This is a genomic window from Synechococcus sp. H70.1 (assembly GCF_047502705.1).
Taxonomy (GTDB): Bacteria; Cyanobacteriota; Cyanobacteriia; order Thermostichales; family Thermostichaceae; genus Thermostichus.
In genome coordinates this window covers 33,512-49,608 of sequence record NZ_JANSIV010000134.1, presented here as the reverse complement: position 1 = coordinate 49,608, position 16,097 = coordinate 33,512, and the positions used below count along the sequence as shown (strand labels likewise).

Below are 16,097 nucleotides of genomic sequence, written 5' to 3'. Positions count from 1 at the left end.
CTGCTCGCGCCAGCGGGACGGAGGGTTACCAAGCTACTCCGCTGGGTCTCCAGACGGGGGAGGATGACCAGGGAGCTGTTGAAGCGGCCAACAGGATCCCAGGCTGGGGGCTTGGCCCACCTGCCAAAGAAAGGGGCTCTCGGCTCCCAGGGGATGGATGCTCCAGGGATCGAGGTCAGACCCAAACCAGCCGTAGGGATCGACGGGGGCGGGCTCGCCGGAATTGGTTTGGTCAAGGCGGCGCACCTCAAAGTGGAGATGGGGCCCACTGGCACAGCCACTTTCCCCTGACAGGCCAATCTCCTCTCCAGCTGCCACCCTCTGCCCCTCGTGTACCCAGATTTGGCTAAGGTGAGCGTAGAGGGTTTCCAGGCGGATCCCGCCAGGGGATCCCCCTTCGTGCAGGATGCGCACCCGCAGCCCCCTGACGGGACGGCTTAGGCTGGGGCAGAAAAACTCTGGCTCTGGGCGCGCCACGGTAACCCGCCCGGCAGCAGCGGCCAGGATGGGAGTGCCTACCGGCATGGCCCAGTCGTAGCCGGCGTGGCCATCGCTTTTGCCGCAGGGGTGCTGGGGACTAGGGGTCCAAACCTGGCCCTGTCCGCTGACAAACCGCCCATTGCCGTCTCCCTCCCTCAGAGGCACATCGTGGTCGAAGAGGTTGGTAACCGGAAACTCCCCGACAAAGGGCTTGTGCAAAAGCGGCCACTGGAGTGGTGGCGGATCCCCCTGAGCACGATGATAGCTCTCCAACTGCCCCCGATAGCTCTCCAGATCCTGACGTAGAGCGGGATCCTGCAACTGCTGCAGCAAAAGATCCACTAAGCGCAAGGCTTGCGCCCAGTCCCGGCGCTCCACAGCCCGGCTCAACTGGGCGTACACTCCCCCTAGGGGTTCCCCTGCCCAGGAGGAAGGGAAGGGAAAACCAGGCAGGATGTTTACAAATTGATACAACAGGCAGCAAAATATCAACAGGAATACCCTGGGCAGGCCAGGCGGTTTGCTTTGGGTACTGCGTTCTGCTTTTCTCCTCAGCCGCTGCCCAAGCTTAGGGGAGGCGAGGCAGCTCTGACCAACCACCCTGCGGGAGCTTCTCATGCGTTGGCTGTTATCCTCTTCCTCTAGTGTCCTTGTTAGCCTGCCTTTCCAGTTTTCTCACCGGCGAGGTGTTCTCCTTGGGTCGGGAGCAATCTGGCGGTGGTTGGAAGCCCTAGCGCTAGGCTTGCACCTTCTCTCCTTGCTCTTCGGGCTGGTGGGCCTACTGTGGGTAGTACCGCATCCTGAGTGGGTGGCCAGTTTGCCCCCTATTGGTCTACAAGCCTTCTCCTGGAGCATGGGCAATGGCGGCGTTGCCTACATGGTGTTCGGGGCGCTGGCAGCAGCTCTGATGGGATCCCGCCTCCTTGGGGTGCGACGCTTGCTGATGTTTTTGATCCCGGCGGTGGGCATCTCCCTCGCTAGCGAGCTGCTGGGCACCAGCACGGGGATCCCCTTTGGCAACTACGGCTACCTCAGCGGCCTGGGCTACAAGATTGCCGGCTTGGTTCCTTTTACGATCCCCTTGTCCTGGTTCTATGTGGGGTTATCGGCCTACCTGTTGGCACGGGTGGCGCTGCAGGCAGGGCGCCACTGGCTAATTCACTTCGAGGCCATCCTGTTGGGGGCGCTGTTGCTCACTGCCTGGGACTTTGTGCTAGATCCCGCCATGACCCGCGGCCCCATTCCCTTCTGGATGTGGCTTCAACCGGGGCCTTTCTTCGGCATGCCGCTGCAAAACTTCGGCGGTTGGATGCTGACAGGGGCGGCCTTCATGACTGTAGCCAACCTCCTCTGGGGAAAAGATCAGCCTGTCCTCAACCGCCGCCAGTTGCTGGGGCCACTGGTGCTCTATGGAGCCAATTTTGCCTTTGCCCTGCTGATGAGCTTGGGATCAGGTATTGTTGCGCCGGCGGGGTTGGGTCTGCTCCTGGGATTGGGGCCAGCTCTGGGGTTGTGGTGGAGTGCACCGCCAGCTCCCCCCTCCCCTTCCCAGGCTGAGGGAAAGAGCATTGGGTGGGGGTAAATAGGCAGCTTAGTCGGATTTGCGCAGGGATTTCTTTGGTCCGCCCTGCCATAGACTGACAACTAGGCAGGCCACCCCGAGGTTGATGCACACGTCAGCGAGATTAAACACGGGGAAGCCAATCCAGACGAAATTGAAAAAATCCACTACGTAGCCATTGAGAAAGCGGTCGATACCGTTCCCCACTGCTCCTGCCCAGACTAGACCATAGCCTGCCTGCTCCCAAAGGCTAAGGCTGCTGCGCAGGGCTAGAAGCGCCAGGGCTACTGCCACCCCCAGCGAGACCCATTTGAGAAGCTGCGCCGAGTCGGCAAACAGGCTCCAGGCAGCGCCGGTGTTTTCTACGTAGGTGAGGTGAAATACCCCTGGCCATAGCTGGATTTCCGGGCCCGGCAGCAGCCGCTCCGCCGCCCAGCGCTTGGTCACCTGATCCAGGGTTACCCCCAGGATCCCGACCAGCCAAAAGCCTTTGTTCTGCATGTTGCTTGCACCCCCCAAGATTGGCTGCTTATTCTTCCCCGTGGCTAAGGAGCTGCAGAGCCTGAAGTCAAAGAGCAAAAACAAAAGCGCCCGGCCAGGTTAGCCGGACGGGGATCCCTAGCCTAGGGAAATGGCTACCGTCCCCGTTGCTCTAGGGATTGACGCAACTCGATGGCCATCTGCAGAAACTCTTGGGGGTTGCCTGCTTTGCCGTAGGAGGAGCGATCTTGAACCTTTTTGCCACTGCCTTGGCGGGTGCGGAGGTTGATTAGAGAGCTGGCCATTTCCAGAAACTTGGCAGGGTTTCCTTCGCTACTGCCCCGCAGCACAGAGGTTCGTCCGCCACGAATAACTGCCATAGCTACCTTGCTTCTTAGCAACGAAATGCTTGTTTACATCTTCCCACAAGGGATCCCCGATCCGCCAGGTTCACGCTTGCCCCAAGAAGCGAGAGCTCTAAGGGAGATAGCCGCGGCTTTTTAGGCTGTGCATCACCAGCTCAATACACTCAGAGATGCTTTGCTCAGCGGTTTTGCACACCACCTCCGGGCATTCCGGCGGCTCGTAGGGATCGTCGATGCCAGTAAAGTGCTGAATGAGCCCTGCCCGCGCTTTGCGGTAGAGACCCTTGACATCGCGCTGCTCGCACACCTCCAGGGGGGCATCTACAAAGACCTCGATGAAGTTGCCGATGCGCTGCCGCACCTCTTGCCGGGTGGCCCGGTAGGGGGAGATGGCTGACACCAGCACGATTACCCCGTGGCGGGTCAGCATCTCGGCCACAAAGCCAATGCGGCGAACATTCTCATCCCGATCTTCTTTGCTAAACCCCAGCCCTTTGGTGAGGTGTTGCCGCACCAGGTCGCCGTCGAGCACTTCCACCGGCAGCCCCAGAGCCTGCAACTGCTGGGCCACGCCGCAGCTGAGGGTGGTTTTGCCTGCCCCACTTAGCCCCGTAAACCAGACTGTTACCCCCCGTCGCCCCATGGGTGTGGATCTCCTTGCCAGAATATCATCCCCGGCCAGAGTGATACACTCAAAGCACTGCCTATTGTCCCTCTGCCATGCCGCCGCTAAGCGTTGATGCCACCTTGGGATCCGCGACAACCGCCGAGCTGTTCAATCGGCATGTGATGTCCACCTATGCTCGCTACCCTTTGACCTTGGTGCGGGGGGAAGGCTGCCGGGTTTGGGATGAGGAGGGGCGGGAGTACCTGGATTTTGTGGCAGGCATTGCTACCTGCACCCTGGGACATGCCCACCCTGCTTGGATTCAGGCCCTCACCCAGCAGGCACAACAGTTGCACCATGTTTCCAACCTCTACTACAACCGACCCCAGGCGCAACTGGCCCAATGGCTGACCCAGCACTCCTGTGCTGACAAGGTGTTTTTCTGCAACTCGGGGGCAGAAGCCAATGAAGGCGCCATCAAGCTGGCCCGCAAATACGCCCATACGGTGCGCGGGATCCAAGATCCGGTGATCCTCACCGCCCAGGCCAGCTTTCATGGACGCACCCTGGCTGCCCTCACGGCCACCGGCCAGCCCAAGTACCAGAAAGACTTTGCTCCCTTGGTGCCCGGCTTTGATTACGTTCCCTACAACGATATCGAGGGTACGGCGGCGGTGCTGGAGCGCTGGGGCGAGCGGGTGTGTGCCGTGCTCCTGGAGCCGCTGCAGGGGGAGGGAGGGGTTGTGCCAGGGGATCCCGCCTACTTCCAGTGGCTGCGCCGGGTTTGCAGTGAGCGGGGCATTCTGCTGATGTTGGATGAGGTGCAGGTGGGGATGGGCCGCACCGGCAGGCTCTGGGGCTACTGCAACCTGGGAATCGAGCCGGATGTGTTTACCCTGGCCAAGGGCTTGGCGGGTGGGATCCCGATTGGCGCCCTCTTGGCCAAAGAGTTTTGTGCCGTGTTTCAGCCGGGGGATCACGCCAGCACCTTTGGCGGCAATCCTTTAGCCTGTGCGGTGGGCTTGGCGGTTTGCCACACCCTAATGGCGGAGAGCTTGGTGTGGAATGCCCAGCAGACGGGGGACTATCTGCGCCAGGGTCTATCCCGCTTGGCGGAGCAGTTCCCTCAGCTTGTGCAGGAGGTGCGCGGCTGGGGCCTGATCCAGGGCCTGGTTCTGCGGATCCCGGCGGCTGAGGTGGTCAGGGCGGCCCTGGAGCAGGGACTACTGCTGGTGCCAGCAGGATCCCAGGTGGTGCGCTTTGTGCCCCCCTTGATCGTCACGCCAAAGGAGATTGACGAGGCGCTGGTGCGGTTGGAATCGGCTCTGCAGAGCTTAGCCGTTGGCGACAGCGGAACGGAGTCCCTGAAAGCCTAGCTCTGCCAGACCTGCTGCAAGAAGATCTGCAGCCACTGGCGGGCCTCATGGGGCAAGGGATCCCTGGCCTGCTCGAGCAGGGGCAGTACCTCCTCGGCGTAGGCCGCAACAAAGCCGTCAGCCGGCCAGAGCAAGTCCGAGGTGGATCGCAGGTTCCACACTTGGGATCCCTGCTGGAGCAATAGGGGCCGTACCCAGAGGAGGGCTGGGGATCCCGCCTTAAGAGGGTGACGAGAAACCTGAATCAGCTCCCCATAGAGCGTGGCTTGCGGCCCCGGCAGAGCTAGAAGGCGGCGGGGCGAGGTGGGGGCACTCTCTACTTCTGTCCCAGCCGGCAGAGGACGTCCTCTAAGGGGGGGCTCCTCACTGGAGCCACATTGAGCAGGCAGACAGGGCCATAGCGTCATGGGACGGCAGGCTTTCCCTGAGGAACGAACGAGACAAACTCCACCGGATCTTACGTCTTCTCGGGTTCTGCGAGGGGATCGCCAATCTTGTGGCATGGTGGCAGGTAGCTTCTTTAGCAGACTTGGACGGATCCCGCCATGATGCACACCTTTATCCCGCCCCACCGCTTTTTTCCCTACCTGACCTGGACGGAGATCCAGGCCATGCCCAACAAAGAGAAGGTGGTGATCATCCAGCCCGTAGCCTCGATCGAGCAGCATGGGCCCCACCTGCCCTTGGTGGTGGATGCCTGCATCGGCACGGCAATCATCGGGCGGGCTATGGAAAAACTGGAACCGGAGATCCCCGCTTACGTTCTGCCCACCCAGTGCTATGGCAAGGCCAACGAGCACTGGCATTTCCCAGGCACCATCACCCTCTCAGCCCAAACCCTGATGGCCCTGCTAACCGAAGTGGCTGAAAGCATTTACCGGGCCGGGTTTCGCAAGCTGGTGTTCCTCAACTCCCACGGTGGCCAACCTGAGGTGCTGCAGATTGTGGCCCGCGACCTGCACCAGAAGTACGAAGATTTCCTCCTTTTCCCCATCTCCGTCTGGCGCGTTCCCCACCAAGGCCAGGAGCTGATGACGGAAAAAGAGCGGGAATTGGGCATTCACGCTGGCGATGGCGAGACCAGCATGCTGATGTACCTGTTGCCCGAGACAGTGCGAACTGACCGCTTGGTCTGCGAGTACCCTCAGGATCTGCCGGAAGACAGCCTGATTAGTCTGGAAGGGCGGATCTCTTTTGCCTGGACAACTCGCGACCTCAGCCGGAGTGGTGTCCTGGGGGATGCCACGGCCGCCACGCCGGAAAAAGGCAAACTTTTGGTGGAGTCTATGGCTGATGGCTGGGTGCGGCTGATCCGGGATCTGTACAAGTTCCAACAGCCCCAGGCTTGGCGCAAAGACCCGCTGCCAAGGTAGGGATCCCAGCTGATGTCTCCTTGTGAGGCTTCTGGCCAGCCCAGCCTGCTTCTTAGGAGCGGAAGCAGCGACTTTGCCAGGACGGGTGATAGGCTTGAGGGGAAGTTCCCCTGCCCTGTGAGGGGAGAGCGATGGTTCTTGCCTCAAAGCCAGCCACCCCCCCTATCCTCGAGCGGCACGACGCCACTTGGCAGGACTACCTGACCATTTGCAACCATCCCACCCTGGACTGGCAGAAGATTTCTTTTTACCAGGGCTGGCTGTGGGTCAACATGGGCAAAGAAGGGCCAGAGCACGCCTCCGTCAGCGATTTCATCACCATCATTTTTGGGTTTTGGGCCTTTCTCCACCCGGATGTGCCCCTGCAGTCCTACGGTCGCTGTCTGATTGAGTACCCAGAAACCCATGCCTGTGCCCCTGACCTAGTGCTCTACAAAGGGGAGAACATCCCCAGGTACCAAGCTGGCGAGCCGCGGCGGATTGATTTGCGTTTCCAAAGACCCCCTGACCTGGTGGGCGAGATTGCCGACACTACCCTTGCTCTCGACCTGGACGAGCAGAAGCAGCTTTATGCCAGTCTGGGGATTCCTGAGTACTGGGTCATTGACGTCAAGGGGCGGCGTGTTTTTGCCTTTGCCCTGGCCGAGGATGGGCGCTATCGGGCCATTGCCCAGTCACAGGTGCTGGCAGGCTTGCCGATAGCCCTGCTTGAACAGGCTCTGGAACGCCTGGCCAGCCAGACCAACACTGCTGCCGCCAACTGGCTCCTGCAACAGCTCCAACGCCAGGCTTAAAGCCATCAGGGTGTTTGGGCCAGCTTGATGATGAGATGACGGTTTTTGTCCACCGCGATCCAGCCCTGCTGGCGGAAACGGTTCAAAAGACGGGTGATGGTAACGCGGGTAGTGCCGATGGTGTTGGCCAAGTCTTGGTGGGCAAGGCGCACCTGCAGGCGCACCCCTGTTGAAAGCGGCGATCCCAACTCCACCGCCAGCAGAACCAGCAACTGGCGCAGCCGCTCCTCCACCCGCCGCCGCCCAGCCAGAGCCAGCAGCGCTTCGGTTTGGCGCAGCCGCCGCACCAACTGCTTGAGCAGCCCCTGGCTCAGGGTTTCTGAGGCTTCCACCTCGGCTGACGACAGCCGCAAGACATCGACTGCAGTCAAGGCCTTGGCCTGGTAGGGATCCAACCTCGTCAGCGGGGATCCCAGGGGCATGGAGGGGCCAGCAAAGCCCAAAATGGCCTCACTTCCATTGGTATAGACAGTACTCAGCTGCACCACGCCTCGACACACAACCACCCACTCTTCGGGCGGCAGAGGAATGATTTGGCGAGGGCTGTAGGAAGAGAGGCTGCGGCCTCGGTAGAGGTCTTCCAGAAGCTGACGCTCTTGTTTGACCCAGGGGTTGGGCGTCGTTTCAGGTCTCATGGGCTAGCCTCGCTGCTGCTAGGGCAAACTCTGACTTTGGCTAGCGGCCTTTCCCCTGCTGAGGGAGGGCAAGAGGTTGGCCTTAGAGCCAATCCGTGTTCTCGACTACACTTTACTGCTTGCCTTTCCAGATGAAGTAAAGAGGAGGTTATGCTTGGGTTAAGTCTTGCGCTCGGCTAAGAGCAGAGCTGGGTGCAACCGCAATCCAGTAGGATGGGAACAGCTAGCTGCAGGAGACTTGCCGTGACGCTGATGGTTCGCGTGCTCACTCCCGACCGCATTGTCTGGGATGCCCCCGCTGAGGAAGTGATCCTCCCTGCCACCTCAGGCCAACTGGGTATTCTGACCAACCACGCTCCCCTGCTAACAGCCATCGGCAACGGCGTGATGCGGATTAAGGCCGACGGCAGGTGGGTGGCCATTGCTGTGATGGGTGGCTTTGCAGAAGTGGAAAACAATGAGGTAACGGTTCTGGTCAACCGGGCCGAGCGGGGAGAACAAGTCGACAAGGCTGCGGCCCAAGCTCTTTTGGAGAAGGCCAACCAAGTTTTGAACACTAGCACTGACAAGCAGGAGCTCCTGCAGGCTAAGTTGGAGCAGCAACGGGCCAGGGCTTTACTCCAAGCTGCCGAAATGGGTCACAAAAGCTAGGGGATGGCGCCGAAAAGCTACCCCTTGGCAAGAGTTGGCTTTCAGTAAAGCCGCCTGTCTGGATGTCTGCAAAGTAGGGTCTTCAAGACTCTTCCAGCTAAGTGTATCCGCAAAGGCTTGATTCCTCTGAGGAGTTTCCCCGTCCCTCTCCCCTTCCAATCTCAGCCATTGGCGAAGCGGGGCTATTGCAGGTGGTGCAGCGCTACTGTCCCGAGCAAGTGGTGGGGGACGATGCAGCAGTGTTGGCTTTTCCCAAAGGCCAGTTGGTGGTAACCACCGATGTCTTGGTGGAAGGAGTTCACTTCAGCAACTTGACCACCCCGCCCCATGCCGTGGGCTGGCGCTCGGTAACCGCCAATTTGTCGGACTTAGCGGCGATGGGAGCTCGCCCCCACGCGTTGGTTGTAGGCCTGGGCTTGCCAGCCTCTACACCCGTGGCCTGGGTGGAGGAGCTCTACCAGGGGATACAGGCTTGTTGCACCTCCTGGGGATGCCAAGTGGTGGGAGGGGATTTGTGCCGCTCCCCACAGCGGTTTGTGGCCATTACGGCGCTGGGCTCGGTGCAGCCAGGGCGGGCTGTTGAGCGCAAGCGGGCTCAGCCGGGCGATTGGCTTATCGTCACCGGGCCCCATGGCGATGCACGGGCTGGCCTGGAGTTGCTGCTTCACCCTGAGCAGGGATCCGCAGCCCCGGCAGCCCAGCGGCAGCAGTTGATTGCGGCCCACCAATACCCCCGCCCCCGCCTGGACCTGTTGCCAGTTCTAGAAGCGATCCCTGACCCTATGCGCATTGCCGGCATGGATACTAGCGATGGCTTAGCCGATGCTCTAGTGCAGGTGTGTCAGGCCAGTGGGGTAGCGGCGAGGATCGAGGCGGAGCGGATCCCCATTTCAGAGGCTCTGCGGCAGGCCTTTCCGGCCCAAGCCCTCGAGTGGGCCCTCTACGGTGGGGAAGACTTCCAGCTGCTCCTCAGCGCCGAGCCCTCCCTAGCTCAGTACCTGCTGGAAAAGTTGCCAGGGGCAGCCTGGATTGGGGAAGTCACCGGCTGGGATCCGCAGGGGACGGTGTGGCTAGATAACGGCCAGATCCTCGGCCGCCAGCAGGCCTTCCAGCATTTTTGAGTGGGTCGGAGAAGTTGCAAGCTGGCGCAGCTGGGCCGCTCTGCGTTCACAATCAACAAGTAAACCAGCTGCGTCAGTAGGGATTTTCAACCATGAGCGAGGCTTCCCTTTCCATCTCTGAGCGTAAGCAGGATCACCTGGACATTGTCTTGCGGCAGGATGTAACGGCCAAAGGGATCCGCACCGGATTTGAGCGGTTTTTCTTCGAGCACGTGGCCCTGCCGGAGCTGCTGCTGCCGGAGATCGATCTCAGTTGCCAATTTCTGGGGAAGCGCCTCCAGGCCCCGCTGCTCATTAGCAGCATGACCGGGGGGACAGATACTGCCCGGGAGCTGAACCTATACCTGGCGGCTGCCGCTCAAGAGCTGGGCATTGCCATGGGGGTGGGATCCCAGCGGGCAGCCTTGGAACACCCAGAGCTGGCCCGGACTTACCAGGTGCGCCAGGTGGCCCCGGATATTCTGCTGCTAGCCAACCTAGGCGCTGTGCAGCTGAATTACGGCTATGGTCTGGAGCAGGCCCGCCGGGCTGTGGAGATGATTGAGGCAGATGGGCTTATTTTGCACCTCAACCCGCTCCAGGAAGCGGTCCAGCCTCAGGGGGATCCCGACTGGCGCAATCTCTACCGCCGCATCGAGCAGTTGGTGGCCCAATTGCCGGTGCCGGTGCTGGTCAAGGAAGTTGGCAATGGCCTCAGTGCCCAAGTAGCGCAACGGCTGGCCGAGTGTGGCGTGGCCGCTTTGGACGTAGCGGGGGCAGGCGGCACCAGTTGGAGCGAAGTGGAGGCTTATCGCCAGACTGATCCCTTTAAGAAACGCATTGCTCACAGCTTTCGGGACTGGGGGATCCCCACCGCCTTGGCCCTGCTGGAGATCCGCCGCCTTCTCCCCAACTTGCCTCTGGTGGCCAGCGGCGGCATCCGTACTGGCATCGAGGTGGCCAAGGCCATCCGCCTAGGCGCCGATGTGGTAGGCATAGGCGCCCCTGCCCTGCAAGCTGTCTCCCAAGGGCAAGCACGGGCGGTGGTGGAGAGTTTCCGCGCCGTGATTGAAGAGCTGAGGATTGCTGCTTTTTGCACTGGCTCCGCCAACTTGGCCCAGCTCCGAAAAGCCCCCCTCCGCCGGCAGGATACCTGGGATCTGCTGCCCCCGATAAGCCAAGCAACTCCCTAACTCCTCCCGCTGCCAAGCGTTTCTTAGTCCACAGACGGACTCGCAAGGGCGCTTCCTAGAGGCAAAGCCTTGAGGTTCCGCTTACTTGTTCCTTACAGCCCTGTCCGAGTCTTTACCAGGGTAGGTGCTTGCTTAGTAACCAAGCAACTCAAGTGGCTCGAAGGCTTTTCCGCCCCGCACTGCTCGCGCTAGCGGGACGGAGGGCTACCAAGCTACTCCGCTGTGTCGGCTAACGCGCACCATTGGACCTAGTCCTAACCGCTTGGGGCTGAGGACCTGCATCTCAAACAGGGCCAAAATGTGGTGCACTGGCAGCTCTGCCTGCTGGGAATTGGCCCCCATGGCTATCACCAGCCCGCAGCAACCTCCCGTATCGCGACAACGCCGCTCCCAGCGCTTGCGAGCCATCGAGTGGGCGGGATCGTCTTCGGGAAATTCACCAAACAAGTGCAGGTCGCAGTTGCCTGTTTGGACAATTTCCAGCTCGTAGCGATGGCCATCGAAGGGATCCACTCCCGTATTGAAACACACCCCCTGGGGGCCCCCCTCACTGCGCAGATTTTCAATCAATTGCTTGGCCTTGGAGCGGGAGGTGCGCACAATCACTACCGGCAGCCCTTCCCCCCTCTGCACCAGCTTGCTCTGCGGCAAGGGATGCACTTGCCCTGCGCGGCGCAATACCTCCACCGTGGCCCACGGCAGCAGCCCCAGACCCAGCTGTGCTCCCTCAGGCAACAGATCATCTCGGAGCAGGGCTTGGGTGGGTTTCTCGTCCTCCGCTTCTAGCGCCAGCAGCTCTGCCGCTACGTCGGGTAGGGTGCGCACCTGCACGGGCAGGGTTTCCCCCTCCCTTTGGGGATTGGGAAGGCAATACTGCCCCTGACACGGCTGAAAGCCCTTTTCCAGCTTGCGGCGGTACTGCTTTAAAAAGCGATGCAAGGCCTCCAGGGCCACCGCCAAGGTCGCTGCCTCCTCTTCCTGTAAAGTAACGCGCAAGCCCTCTAGCGGGTGAATAGTGCCGAAATTCGGCTCAATTTCCTCGGGATCCAGTTCTGCCAAGTCCAAGTCTGGCAGGTCTTCTAGTTCGGGATGGCGAGGTTGAAAGGTGAGGTAGAGACAGTCCTGCCTCAGAAAGGCTTCCTCCATCTCAGGAGTGGGCACTTGGCCGGCCTGCTGGCGAAACTGTTTGAGGGAGGACAGGGAGCGATAAAAAAGCACTCCATACTCCCTTCCTGAGCGCCCCAAGACCGAGACGTAGAGGGTTTCGATGTCCCAGTGATGCAGCTCGATAGCCAGAATTTGGTGATCCTCTAGATACTCCCAGGGAGCATCCTGCCAGATGGCAAGGGCTTTGCCAGCCACGAGTTCTGCGTAGTCTTCTGGAAGAGGTGGTGGGATCTGCCCCTGAGCCTCAGCAAAACTCTGCAGGATCTCCTCGATCAGCGGCAGTTCTGGCTGGTATTCCACTTTGATATTCAGCTCGTGCAGAATGCCGCGCAGGAAAAACTGCACCTCGCGGTCGCGCACGACGATTTTCTGGGGACGGGCCGGCAAGGCCCCATTGGGCCGCTCCATGGCCGCGATCAAGGCCCGCACTATGGGTTCCATGCCAGAGCCGGCAGGCACCACCTCCATAGCTCTCACCACCCCCTGGACGCCGTCCACCCAGAGAATGCATTCCCCCTCGGCCAAGCTGGAAAAAGTCTGGGAGCCAACGACTAGCGAGCCTGGCAGGCGGTGGCGATCCCCTTCCCACACGGAAGGAATCTGGGGTAGCTTTTGCAATCGACGAACCGTAGCAGCTGGCAGACCCGACATAGACCTCCCGAGACAACAACAACCCAAAGGCTAGGTGGCTGCCCTGGGTGGGGCTGACCCTCTCCTTCGACAGGGGTACCCCTCCAGCCAATCTAACCGACCCTAGAGAGGCTGGGCTCCCCCTAGGGAGAGGGGCCAAACAGACTTGGGTAAAGAGCAGAAACACCAAGCTGATGGTCAGATTCGAACTGACGACCGCTCGATTACAAGTCGAGTGCTCTACCAACTGAGCTACATCAGCAAGCTTCAGTTACCCATAGTAGCACTTTTCTGGCAGATTGCCCCCTGCCTGCCAGCAGGGGGGATTTAGCGGAGAGCAGGAAGAGGGAAGGGAAGTTACTGGCGATCTGGCGCCGGCTGGGCAATGGGAGCTAGGTAAATGACCAAAGCTCCTGCCAGGAAGCCCAAGATATTGCGCACCACCGGCAGCCAATCCCGAGTGCGGGTAACCACGGGGCCGAGGCCAAAGGCCCCAAACAAAATAAACCAGAGGGGAGAAATCAGCAAAGCCCAACGCCAGTTAAACACCTCCTCCGCGTGGCGGGGCTTGCCGGCGAACCCAAAGACGATCCCACCCAGGATAGAGGTAATCAGCGTCAGGATCCACTGCTCCTGCGGCAGCCCAGGCACTACCCGGCAACCGCCTTGGCGAAAACAGCGCTCCAAAACATCAACCGCTTCCAGAATGGCCTGCTGGGCGCCGTGCTCCTGCACATAGAACTGGTTGCCGAAGCGAGACTGCAGCTCGATCCAAAAGGTGCGCGGCAGGATCTCCCGCACCGCATCCCCCACGTTAAAGGCCAGCAAGTTGCCTCCCCTGGGATCGGCCACCATCAAAACGCTGCGCTCATTTAGGCCCCAGTACTCCTTCACTTGGCGGCCTGGGGTTTGGTCAAACTGGGTTAGCACGCGCAGCTTCCAGCCGGTTTCCTTCTCCAGCTGGTTTAGATGCTCGGCCAATTGGGCCTCCTGACTGCTGGTCAACTGATCCGCCAAATCCAAGACCGGCACAGGCGGCTGAGGCAACTCCATCGGCACTACTGCCGGCGCAGGCTGGGCCCAGAGCGGGGATCCCCCACCCAGCCCAATCCACAGCCCCAGGCAAAAGCTCACACCGATGCAAAGTATCCTTTGCCACTGGATGTTCATGCTGCTCCCTCTCTTTACAAATGCCGAGATCCTGAAAACTGATATTAAGAAGTGTTTCAAGCTCTTACAGATCCATCATGCCCTGGAAGCCAACATTCAGCCAGAGGGAGGTCTTTCTAGGCAGCTGCAGGGAAGAGGATCAGCAGGCGCCTTCCTGGTCAATTGCCCACCTAGAGGGCATACTGGTGGCAACAACTTTTTTGGATCCCGAGGGCGTGCATGATGAAACTTAGACGCTGGTTGGGTCTCTGCTGCGCTGGCCTCATGGCCCTGCTGTTGACGGCCTGCGGCGAGGGATCCCCTCCCTACGACAGCATCGTGATTAATTTTGTCAACACAGCCACTCCCAGTGAGATTGCTGCCCTTGCCAAGGCGTACAACTTAACGCTGCAACCCAGCAGCAACAGTGCCTTTGCCCGCCAAGAGGTTATCTACCTAGCCAATGGGGATGCCACTCACCCCAGAGCTACACGACGGCTAATCCAGCGGCTTCAGCGGGAAGCCCTGGTTGAGTATGCCCACCCCAACTACCAGTTCCAGGCCGCTTTTGTGCCCAACGATCCCCTCTATTCCCAGCAGTGGAACCTGCGGGCCATCCGCATGCCCGCAGCCTGGGACGTTTCCCAGGGAGAAGGGGTGACGGTAGCCGTGGTGGATACCGGGGTAACACGGGTGCCAGATCTGGCCCAAACCGAATTTGTGCAGGGCTACGACTTTGTGGATGACGATGAGGATCCCAGCGACCTCAATGGCCACGGCACTCACGTGGCGGGCACCATCGCCCAATCCACCGACAACGCCCTAGGCGTGGCCGGGGTCGCCTTCAAGGCCAAGATCATGCCGGTGCGGGTGCTGGATGCCAACGGCTTTGGCTCCCTCTCGGATGTGGTGGAAGGGATCCGCTATGCGGTTGACCATGGCGCTACCGTCATCAACCTCAGCTTGGGTAGTCGTGCCTCCGCCCAACTGATGGAAGAGGCGGTAGCTTACGCCCACAGCAAGGGAGTGACCCTAGTTGCAGCTGCTGGTAACGAAAACTCCAACCAGGTAAGCTACCCGGCTCGCTATCCCCATGTCATTGCCGTTTCCGCCACCGGCCCTGATGGCAGCAAAGCTCCCTACTCCAACTACGGGGTTGGCGTGGATATTGCCGCTCCTGGTGGGGCTAAGACTCCCGAGCACCCTGAGTACGGCATCCTGCAGCAGACCATCAACCGCCGCAACCCCGACGAGCCCATCTTTGCCTACTTCCAAGGCACCAGCATGGCTGCCCCCCATGTGGCTGGCGTAGCGGCCCTGATCCAGGCGCAGGGCATTAAAGACCCGGACAAGGTGGAGGCCATCCTCAAGATGTCGGCTGCCCCCGTGCCCGGGGACAAACAGAACTTCTACGGCGCTGGCCTTCTGGACGCAGCCAGAGCCCTGGCCCGAGCCAGGGGTCAGCAGGAGGAAAACCCCCTGGTGCTGTGGCTAAAAGACTTCCTCCAGTACCTAAACAACAATGGCTACCTCAACCCGCGCTTCTGGTTTGACGGCGGCCCCATTGCCTTGGTGCCTAAGCTGGTGATGGTGGTGGGCGGCTACATCATCCTAGTGCTGATTCGCTGGTGGCTGGCTCCCAAGCCTGTACCGGCGACGGTGCCGCTGGTAGCAGGGATCCTCCTGGGCAGCGCTGGCCTCTTCCCCCTGCAAGGGTTGGCCATCGTCGGTTTCCCCCGCTGGCCCTTACAACTGCTGGGCAGCTCCCTGCCAGAGCTGGGCACCGCCTTGGCCCAGACCAACGCCCTGAACCCCTTGTTTGCCAGCGTGGTGATCCCTGGCCTGTTGATGGTGCTCCTCCTGGGACATCGGCGCTGGCGCTGGGCAGTCGTCGGCCTCTCCATTGGCATGGCTTCCCATCTGCTCCTGTCCAGCTCCCTGTTCTATGAGGGGGTACTATGGCTTGGATCCTCTGCCTGGTTGGGGCGCTCCTTCTTGCTCCTCAATGGTTTGCTCTGCCTGGGCTTGGCCTATTTAGGAGCGCAAGCCATCCTGGAGTCGCAGCCCAGCAGCAGCGGTTTGGCCCTGAGGAAGTGATGCAAGAGTACAGCGGTACCATCCAGTTCCTGGATATCGAAGGAGGGGTGTGGGTGCTGACACTCCCTTCCGGCCAGCATTACGCTCTCTTCCGCGCCCCCAAGGAGCTGCTGCAGGAAGGACTGCAGGTCACCATTCAAGGGCAGGTTAAGGAGGAGGTGGTGACGCTGGCCCAGGTGGGGCCGGTCCTGGAGGTAAAGAGCTTCCGGACCCAGCCTTAGCCGTTACAGCCCCGAGCAAATGTCCCAGGGATCCCCCGCAAGGCAGCCTCTGCCTTTGAGTTACTGGGCGGCTCCCTCCAGGCTGGCCCCCTGCCAATTGGAGTAAGGCGACGGGCCTGCCCTGCAGATCCTGCGCTGCCGAATCTTCCTAGCGGCCCTCTCCAGACCGGTAGCTAGTTAGCTCCGCGCTCAGGAGCTTGACAGCGGCTTTCCCCCTA

At 60.7% G+C, this 16,097-nt stretch carries 17 protein-coding genes and 1 tRNA gene; 9 read left to right on the top strand and 9 right to left on the bottom strand.

Features of this window, described 5'->3' with window-relative positions; genetic code table 11:
• Nucleotides 1-33 precede the first annotated feature (33 nt).
• A complete protein-coding gene (locus tag NW827_RS09760) occupies nucleotides 34-882 on the bottom strand; it encodes a M23 family metallopeptidase (protein WP_414360421.1) in 849 nt (282 codons plus the stop codon).
• 340 nt (nucleotides 883-1,222) lie between these two features.
• Between NW827_RS09760 and NW827_RS09755 the strand changes: the two genes are divergently transcribed.
• On the top strand, nucleotides 1,223-2,062 hold the full coding sequence (locus NW827_RS09755) for a carotenoid biosynthesis protein (RefSeq protein WP_414403949.1): 840 nt from the start codon (nucleotides 1,223-1,225) through the stop codon (nucleotides 2,060-2,062).
• 9 nt (nucleotides 2,063-2,071) lie between these two features.
• Here the strand turns inward: NW827_RS09755 and lspA are convergent, their stop codons facing one another.
• The 3 genes from lspA to cysC all read right to left on the bottom strand — a co-directional run bounded on the left by lspA (nucleotide 2,072) and on the right by cysC (nucleotide 3,529).
• The gene (gene lspA / locus NW827_RS09750) at nucleotides 2,072-2,563 is read right to left on the bottom strand and encodes a signal peptidase II (protein WP_414403991.1); all 492 of its coding nucleotides are present in this window, start codon (nucleotides 2,561-2,563) and stop codon (nucleotides 2,072-2,074) included.
• Between the two features lie 113 nt (nucleotides 2,564-2,676).
• On the bottom strand, nucleotides 2,677-2,901 hold the full coding sequence (locus NW827_RS09745) for a hypothetical protein (protein WP_414403948.1): 225 nt from the start codon (nucleotides 2,899-2,901) through the stop codon (nucleotides 2,677-2,679).
• Between the two features lie 97 nt (nucleotides 2,902-2,998).
• Complete coding sequence (gene cysC / locus NW827_RS09740) at nucleotides 2,999-3,529, bottom strand: adenylyl-sulfate kinase (RefSeq protein WP_414360414.1); 531 nt, start codon at nucleotides 3,527-3,529, stop codon at nucleotides 2,999-3,001.
• A gap of 77 nt (nucleotides 3,530-3,606) precedes the next feature.
• On the opposite strand from cysC, the gene NW827_RS09735 reads away from it, so the two are divergent.
• Nucleotides 3,607-4,869, top strand: a complete 1,263-nt coding sequence (locus tag NW827_RS09735; RefSeq protein ID WP_414403947.1) for an aspartate aminotransferase family protein — start codon at nucleotides 3,607-3,609, stop codon at nucleotides 4,867-4,869.
• On the opposite strand, the gene NW827_RS09730 is transcribed toward NW827_RS09735, so the two are convergent.
• Complete coding sequence (locus tag NW827_RS09730) at nucleotides 4,866-5,276, bottom strand: hypothetical protein (RefSeq protein WP_414403946.1); 411 nt, start codon at nucleotides 5,274-5,276, stop codon at nucleotides 4,866-4,868. The two genes, NW827_RS09735 and NW827_RS09730, sit on opposite strands and share 4 nt — an antisense overlap.
• 141 nt (nucleotides 5,277-5,417) lie before the next feature.
• Between NW827_RS09730 and NW827_RS09725 the strand changes: the two genes are divergently transcribed.
• Both NW827_RS09725 and NW827_RS09720 read left to right on the top strand, forming a co-directional pair.
• Nucleotides 5,418-6,242: a creatininase family protein gene (locus tag NW827_RS09725; RefSeq protein WP_414360801.1), complete on the top strand. Its 825-nt coding sequence runs from the start codon at nucleotides 5,418-5,420 to the stop codon at nucleotides 6,240-6,242.
• Between the two features lie 131 nt (nucleotides 6,243-6,373).
• Nucleotides 6,374-7,036, top strand: a complete 663-nt coding sequence (locus NW827_RS09720; protein ID WP_414403945.1) for a Uma2 family endonuclease — start codon at nucleotides 6,374-6,376, stop codon at nucleotides 7,034-7,036.
• 5 nt (nucleotides 7,037-7,041) lie between these two features.
• Here NW827_RS09720 and NW827_RS09715 read toward each other — a convergent pair whose 3' ends face one another.
• A complete protein-coding gene (locus NW827_RS09715) occupies nucleotides 7,042-7,671 on the bottom strand; it encodes a Crp/Fnr family transcriptional regulator (protein WP_414403944.1) in 630 nt (209 codons plus the stop codon).
• A gap of 243 nt (nucleotides 7,672-7,914) precedes the next feature.
• Here NW827_RS09715 and atpC point away from each other — a divergent pair, with 243 nt between their 5' ends.
• The 3 genes from atpC (at nucleotide 7,915) to fni (ending at nucleotide 10,615) form a co-directional block, all read left to right on the top strand.
• Nucleotides 7,915-8,322 carry an ATP synthase F1 subunit epsilon gene (gene atpC / locus NW827_RS09710; RefSeq protein ID WP_414403943.1) on the top strand — a complete coding sequence of 136 codons (408 nt, stop codon included), beginning with the start codon at nucleotides 7,915-7,917 and terminating at the stop codon, nucleotides 8,320-8,322.
• 101 nt (nucleotides 8,323-8,423) lie between these two features.
• Nucleotides 8,424-9,443: a thiamine-phosphate kinase gene (gene thiL, locus NW827_RS09705; protein WP_414403942.1), complete on the top strand. Its 1,020-nt coding sequence runs from the start codon at nucleotides 8,424-8,426 to the stop codon at nucleotides 9,441-9,443.
• A 92-nt stretch (nucleotides 9,444-9,535) separates the two neighbouring features.
• Nucleotides 9,536-10,615 (top strand): type 2 isopentenyl-diphosphate Delta-isomerase, encoded by a 1,080-nt coding sequence (fni, locus tag NW827_RS09700; RefSeq protein WP_414404588.1) that lies wholly within the window; start codon nucleotides 9,536-9,538, stop codon nucleotides 10,613-10,615.
• 204 nt (nucleotides 10,616-10,819) lie between these two features.
• On the opposite strand, the gene NW827_RS09695 is transcribed toward fni, so the two are convergent.
• From NW827_RS09695 to NW827_RS09685, 3 genes are all read right to left on the bottom strand, one after another.
• Nucleotides 10,820-12,433 carry a DUF6930 domain-containing protein gene (locus NW827_RS09695; RefSeq protein WP_414403940.1) on the bottom strand — a complete coding sequence of 538 codons (1,614 nt, stop codon included), beginning with the start codon at nucleotides 12,431-12,433 and terminating at the stop codon, nucleotides 10,820-10,822.
• A gap of 168 nt (nucleotides 12,434-12,601) precedes the next feature.
• Nucleotides 12,602-12,674: transfer RNA gene (locus tag NW827_RS09690), tRNA-Thr, on the bottom strand.
• A gap of 95 nt (nucleotides 12,675-12,769) precedes the next feature.
• Nucleotides 12,770-13,582, bottom strand: a complete 813-nt coding sequence (locus NW827_RS09685; protein ID WP_414403939.1) for a TPM domain-containing protein — start codon at nucleotides 13,580-13,582, stop codon at nucleotides 12,770-12,772.
• Between the two features lie 219 nt (nucleotides 13,583-13,801).
• Here NW827_RS09685 and NW827_RS09680 point away from each other — a divergent pair, with 219 nt between their 5' ends.
• A complete protein-coding gene (locus NW827_RS09680; RefSeq protein WP_414403938.1) occupies nucleotides 13,802-15,658 on the top strand; it encodes a S8 family serine peptidase in 1,857 nt (618 codons plus the stop codon).
• Nucleotides 15,658-15,879 carry a hypothetical protein gene (locus tag NW827_RS09675; protein WP_414360390.1) on the top strand — a complete coding sequence of 74 codons (222 nt, stop codon included), beginning with the start codon at nucleotides 15,658-15,660 and terminating at the stop codon, nucleotides 15,877-15,879. The genes NW827_RS09680 and NW827_RS09675 overlap by 1 nt, the downstream gene beginning before the upstream one ends.
• Nucleotides 15,880-16,097: the final 218 nt, after the last annotated feature.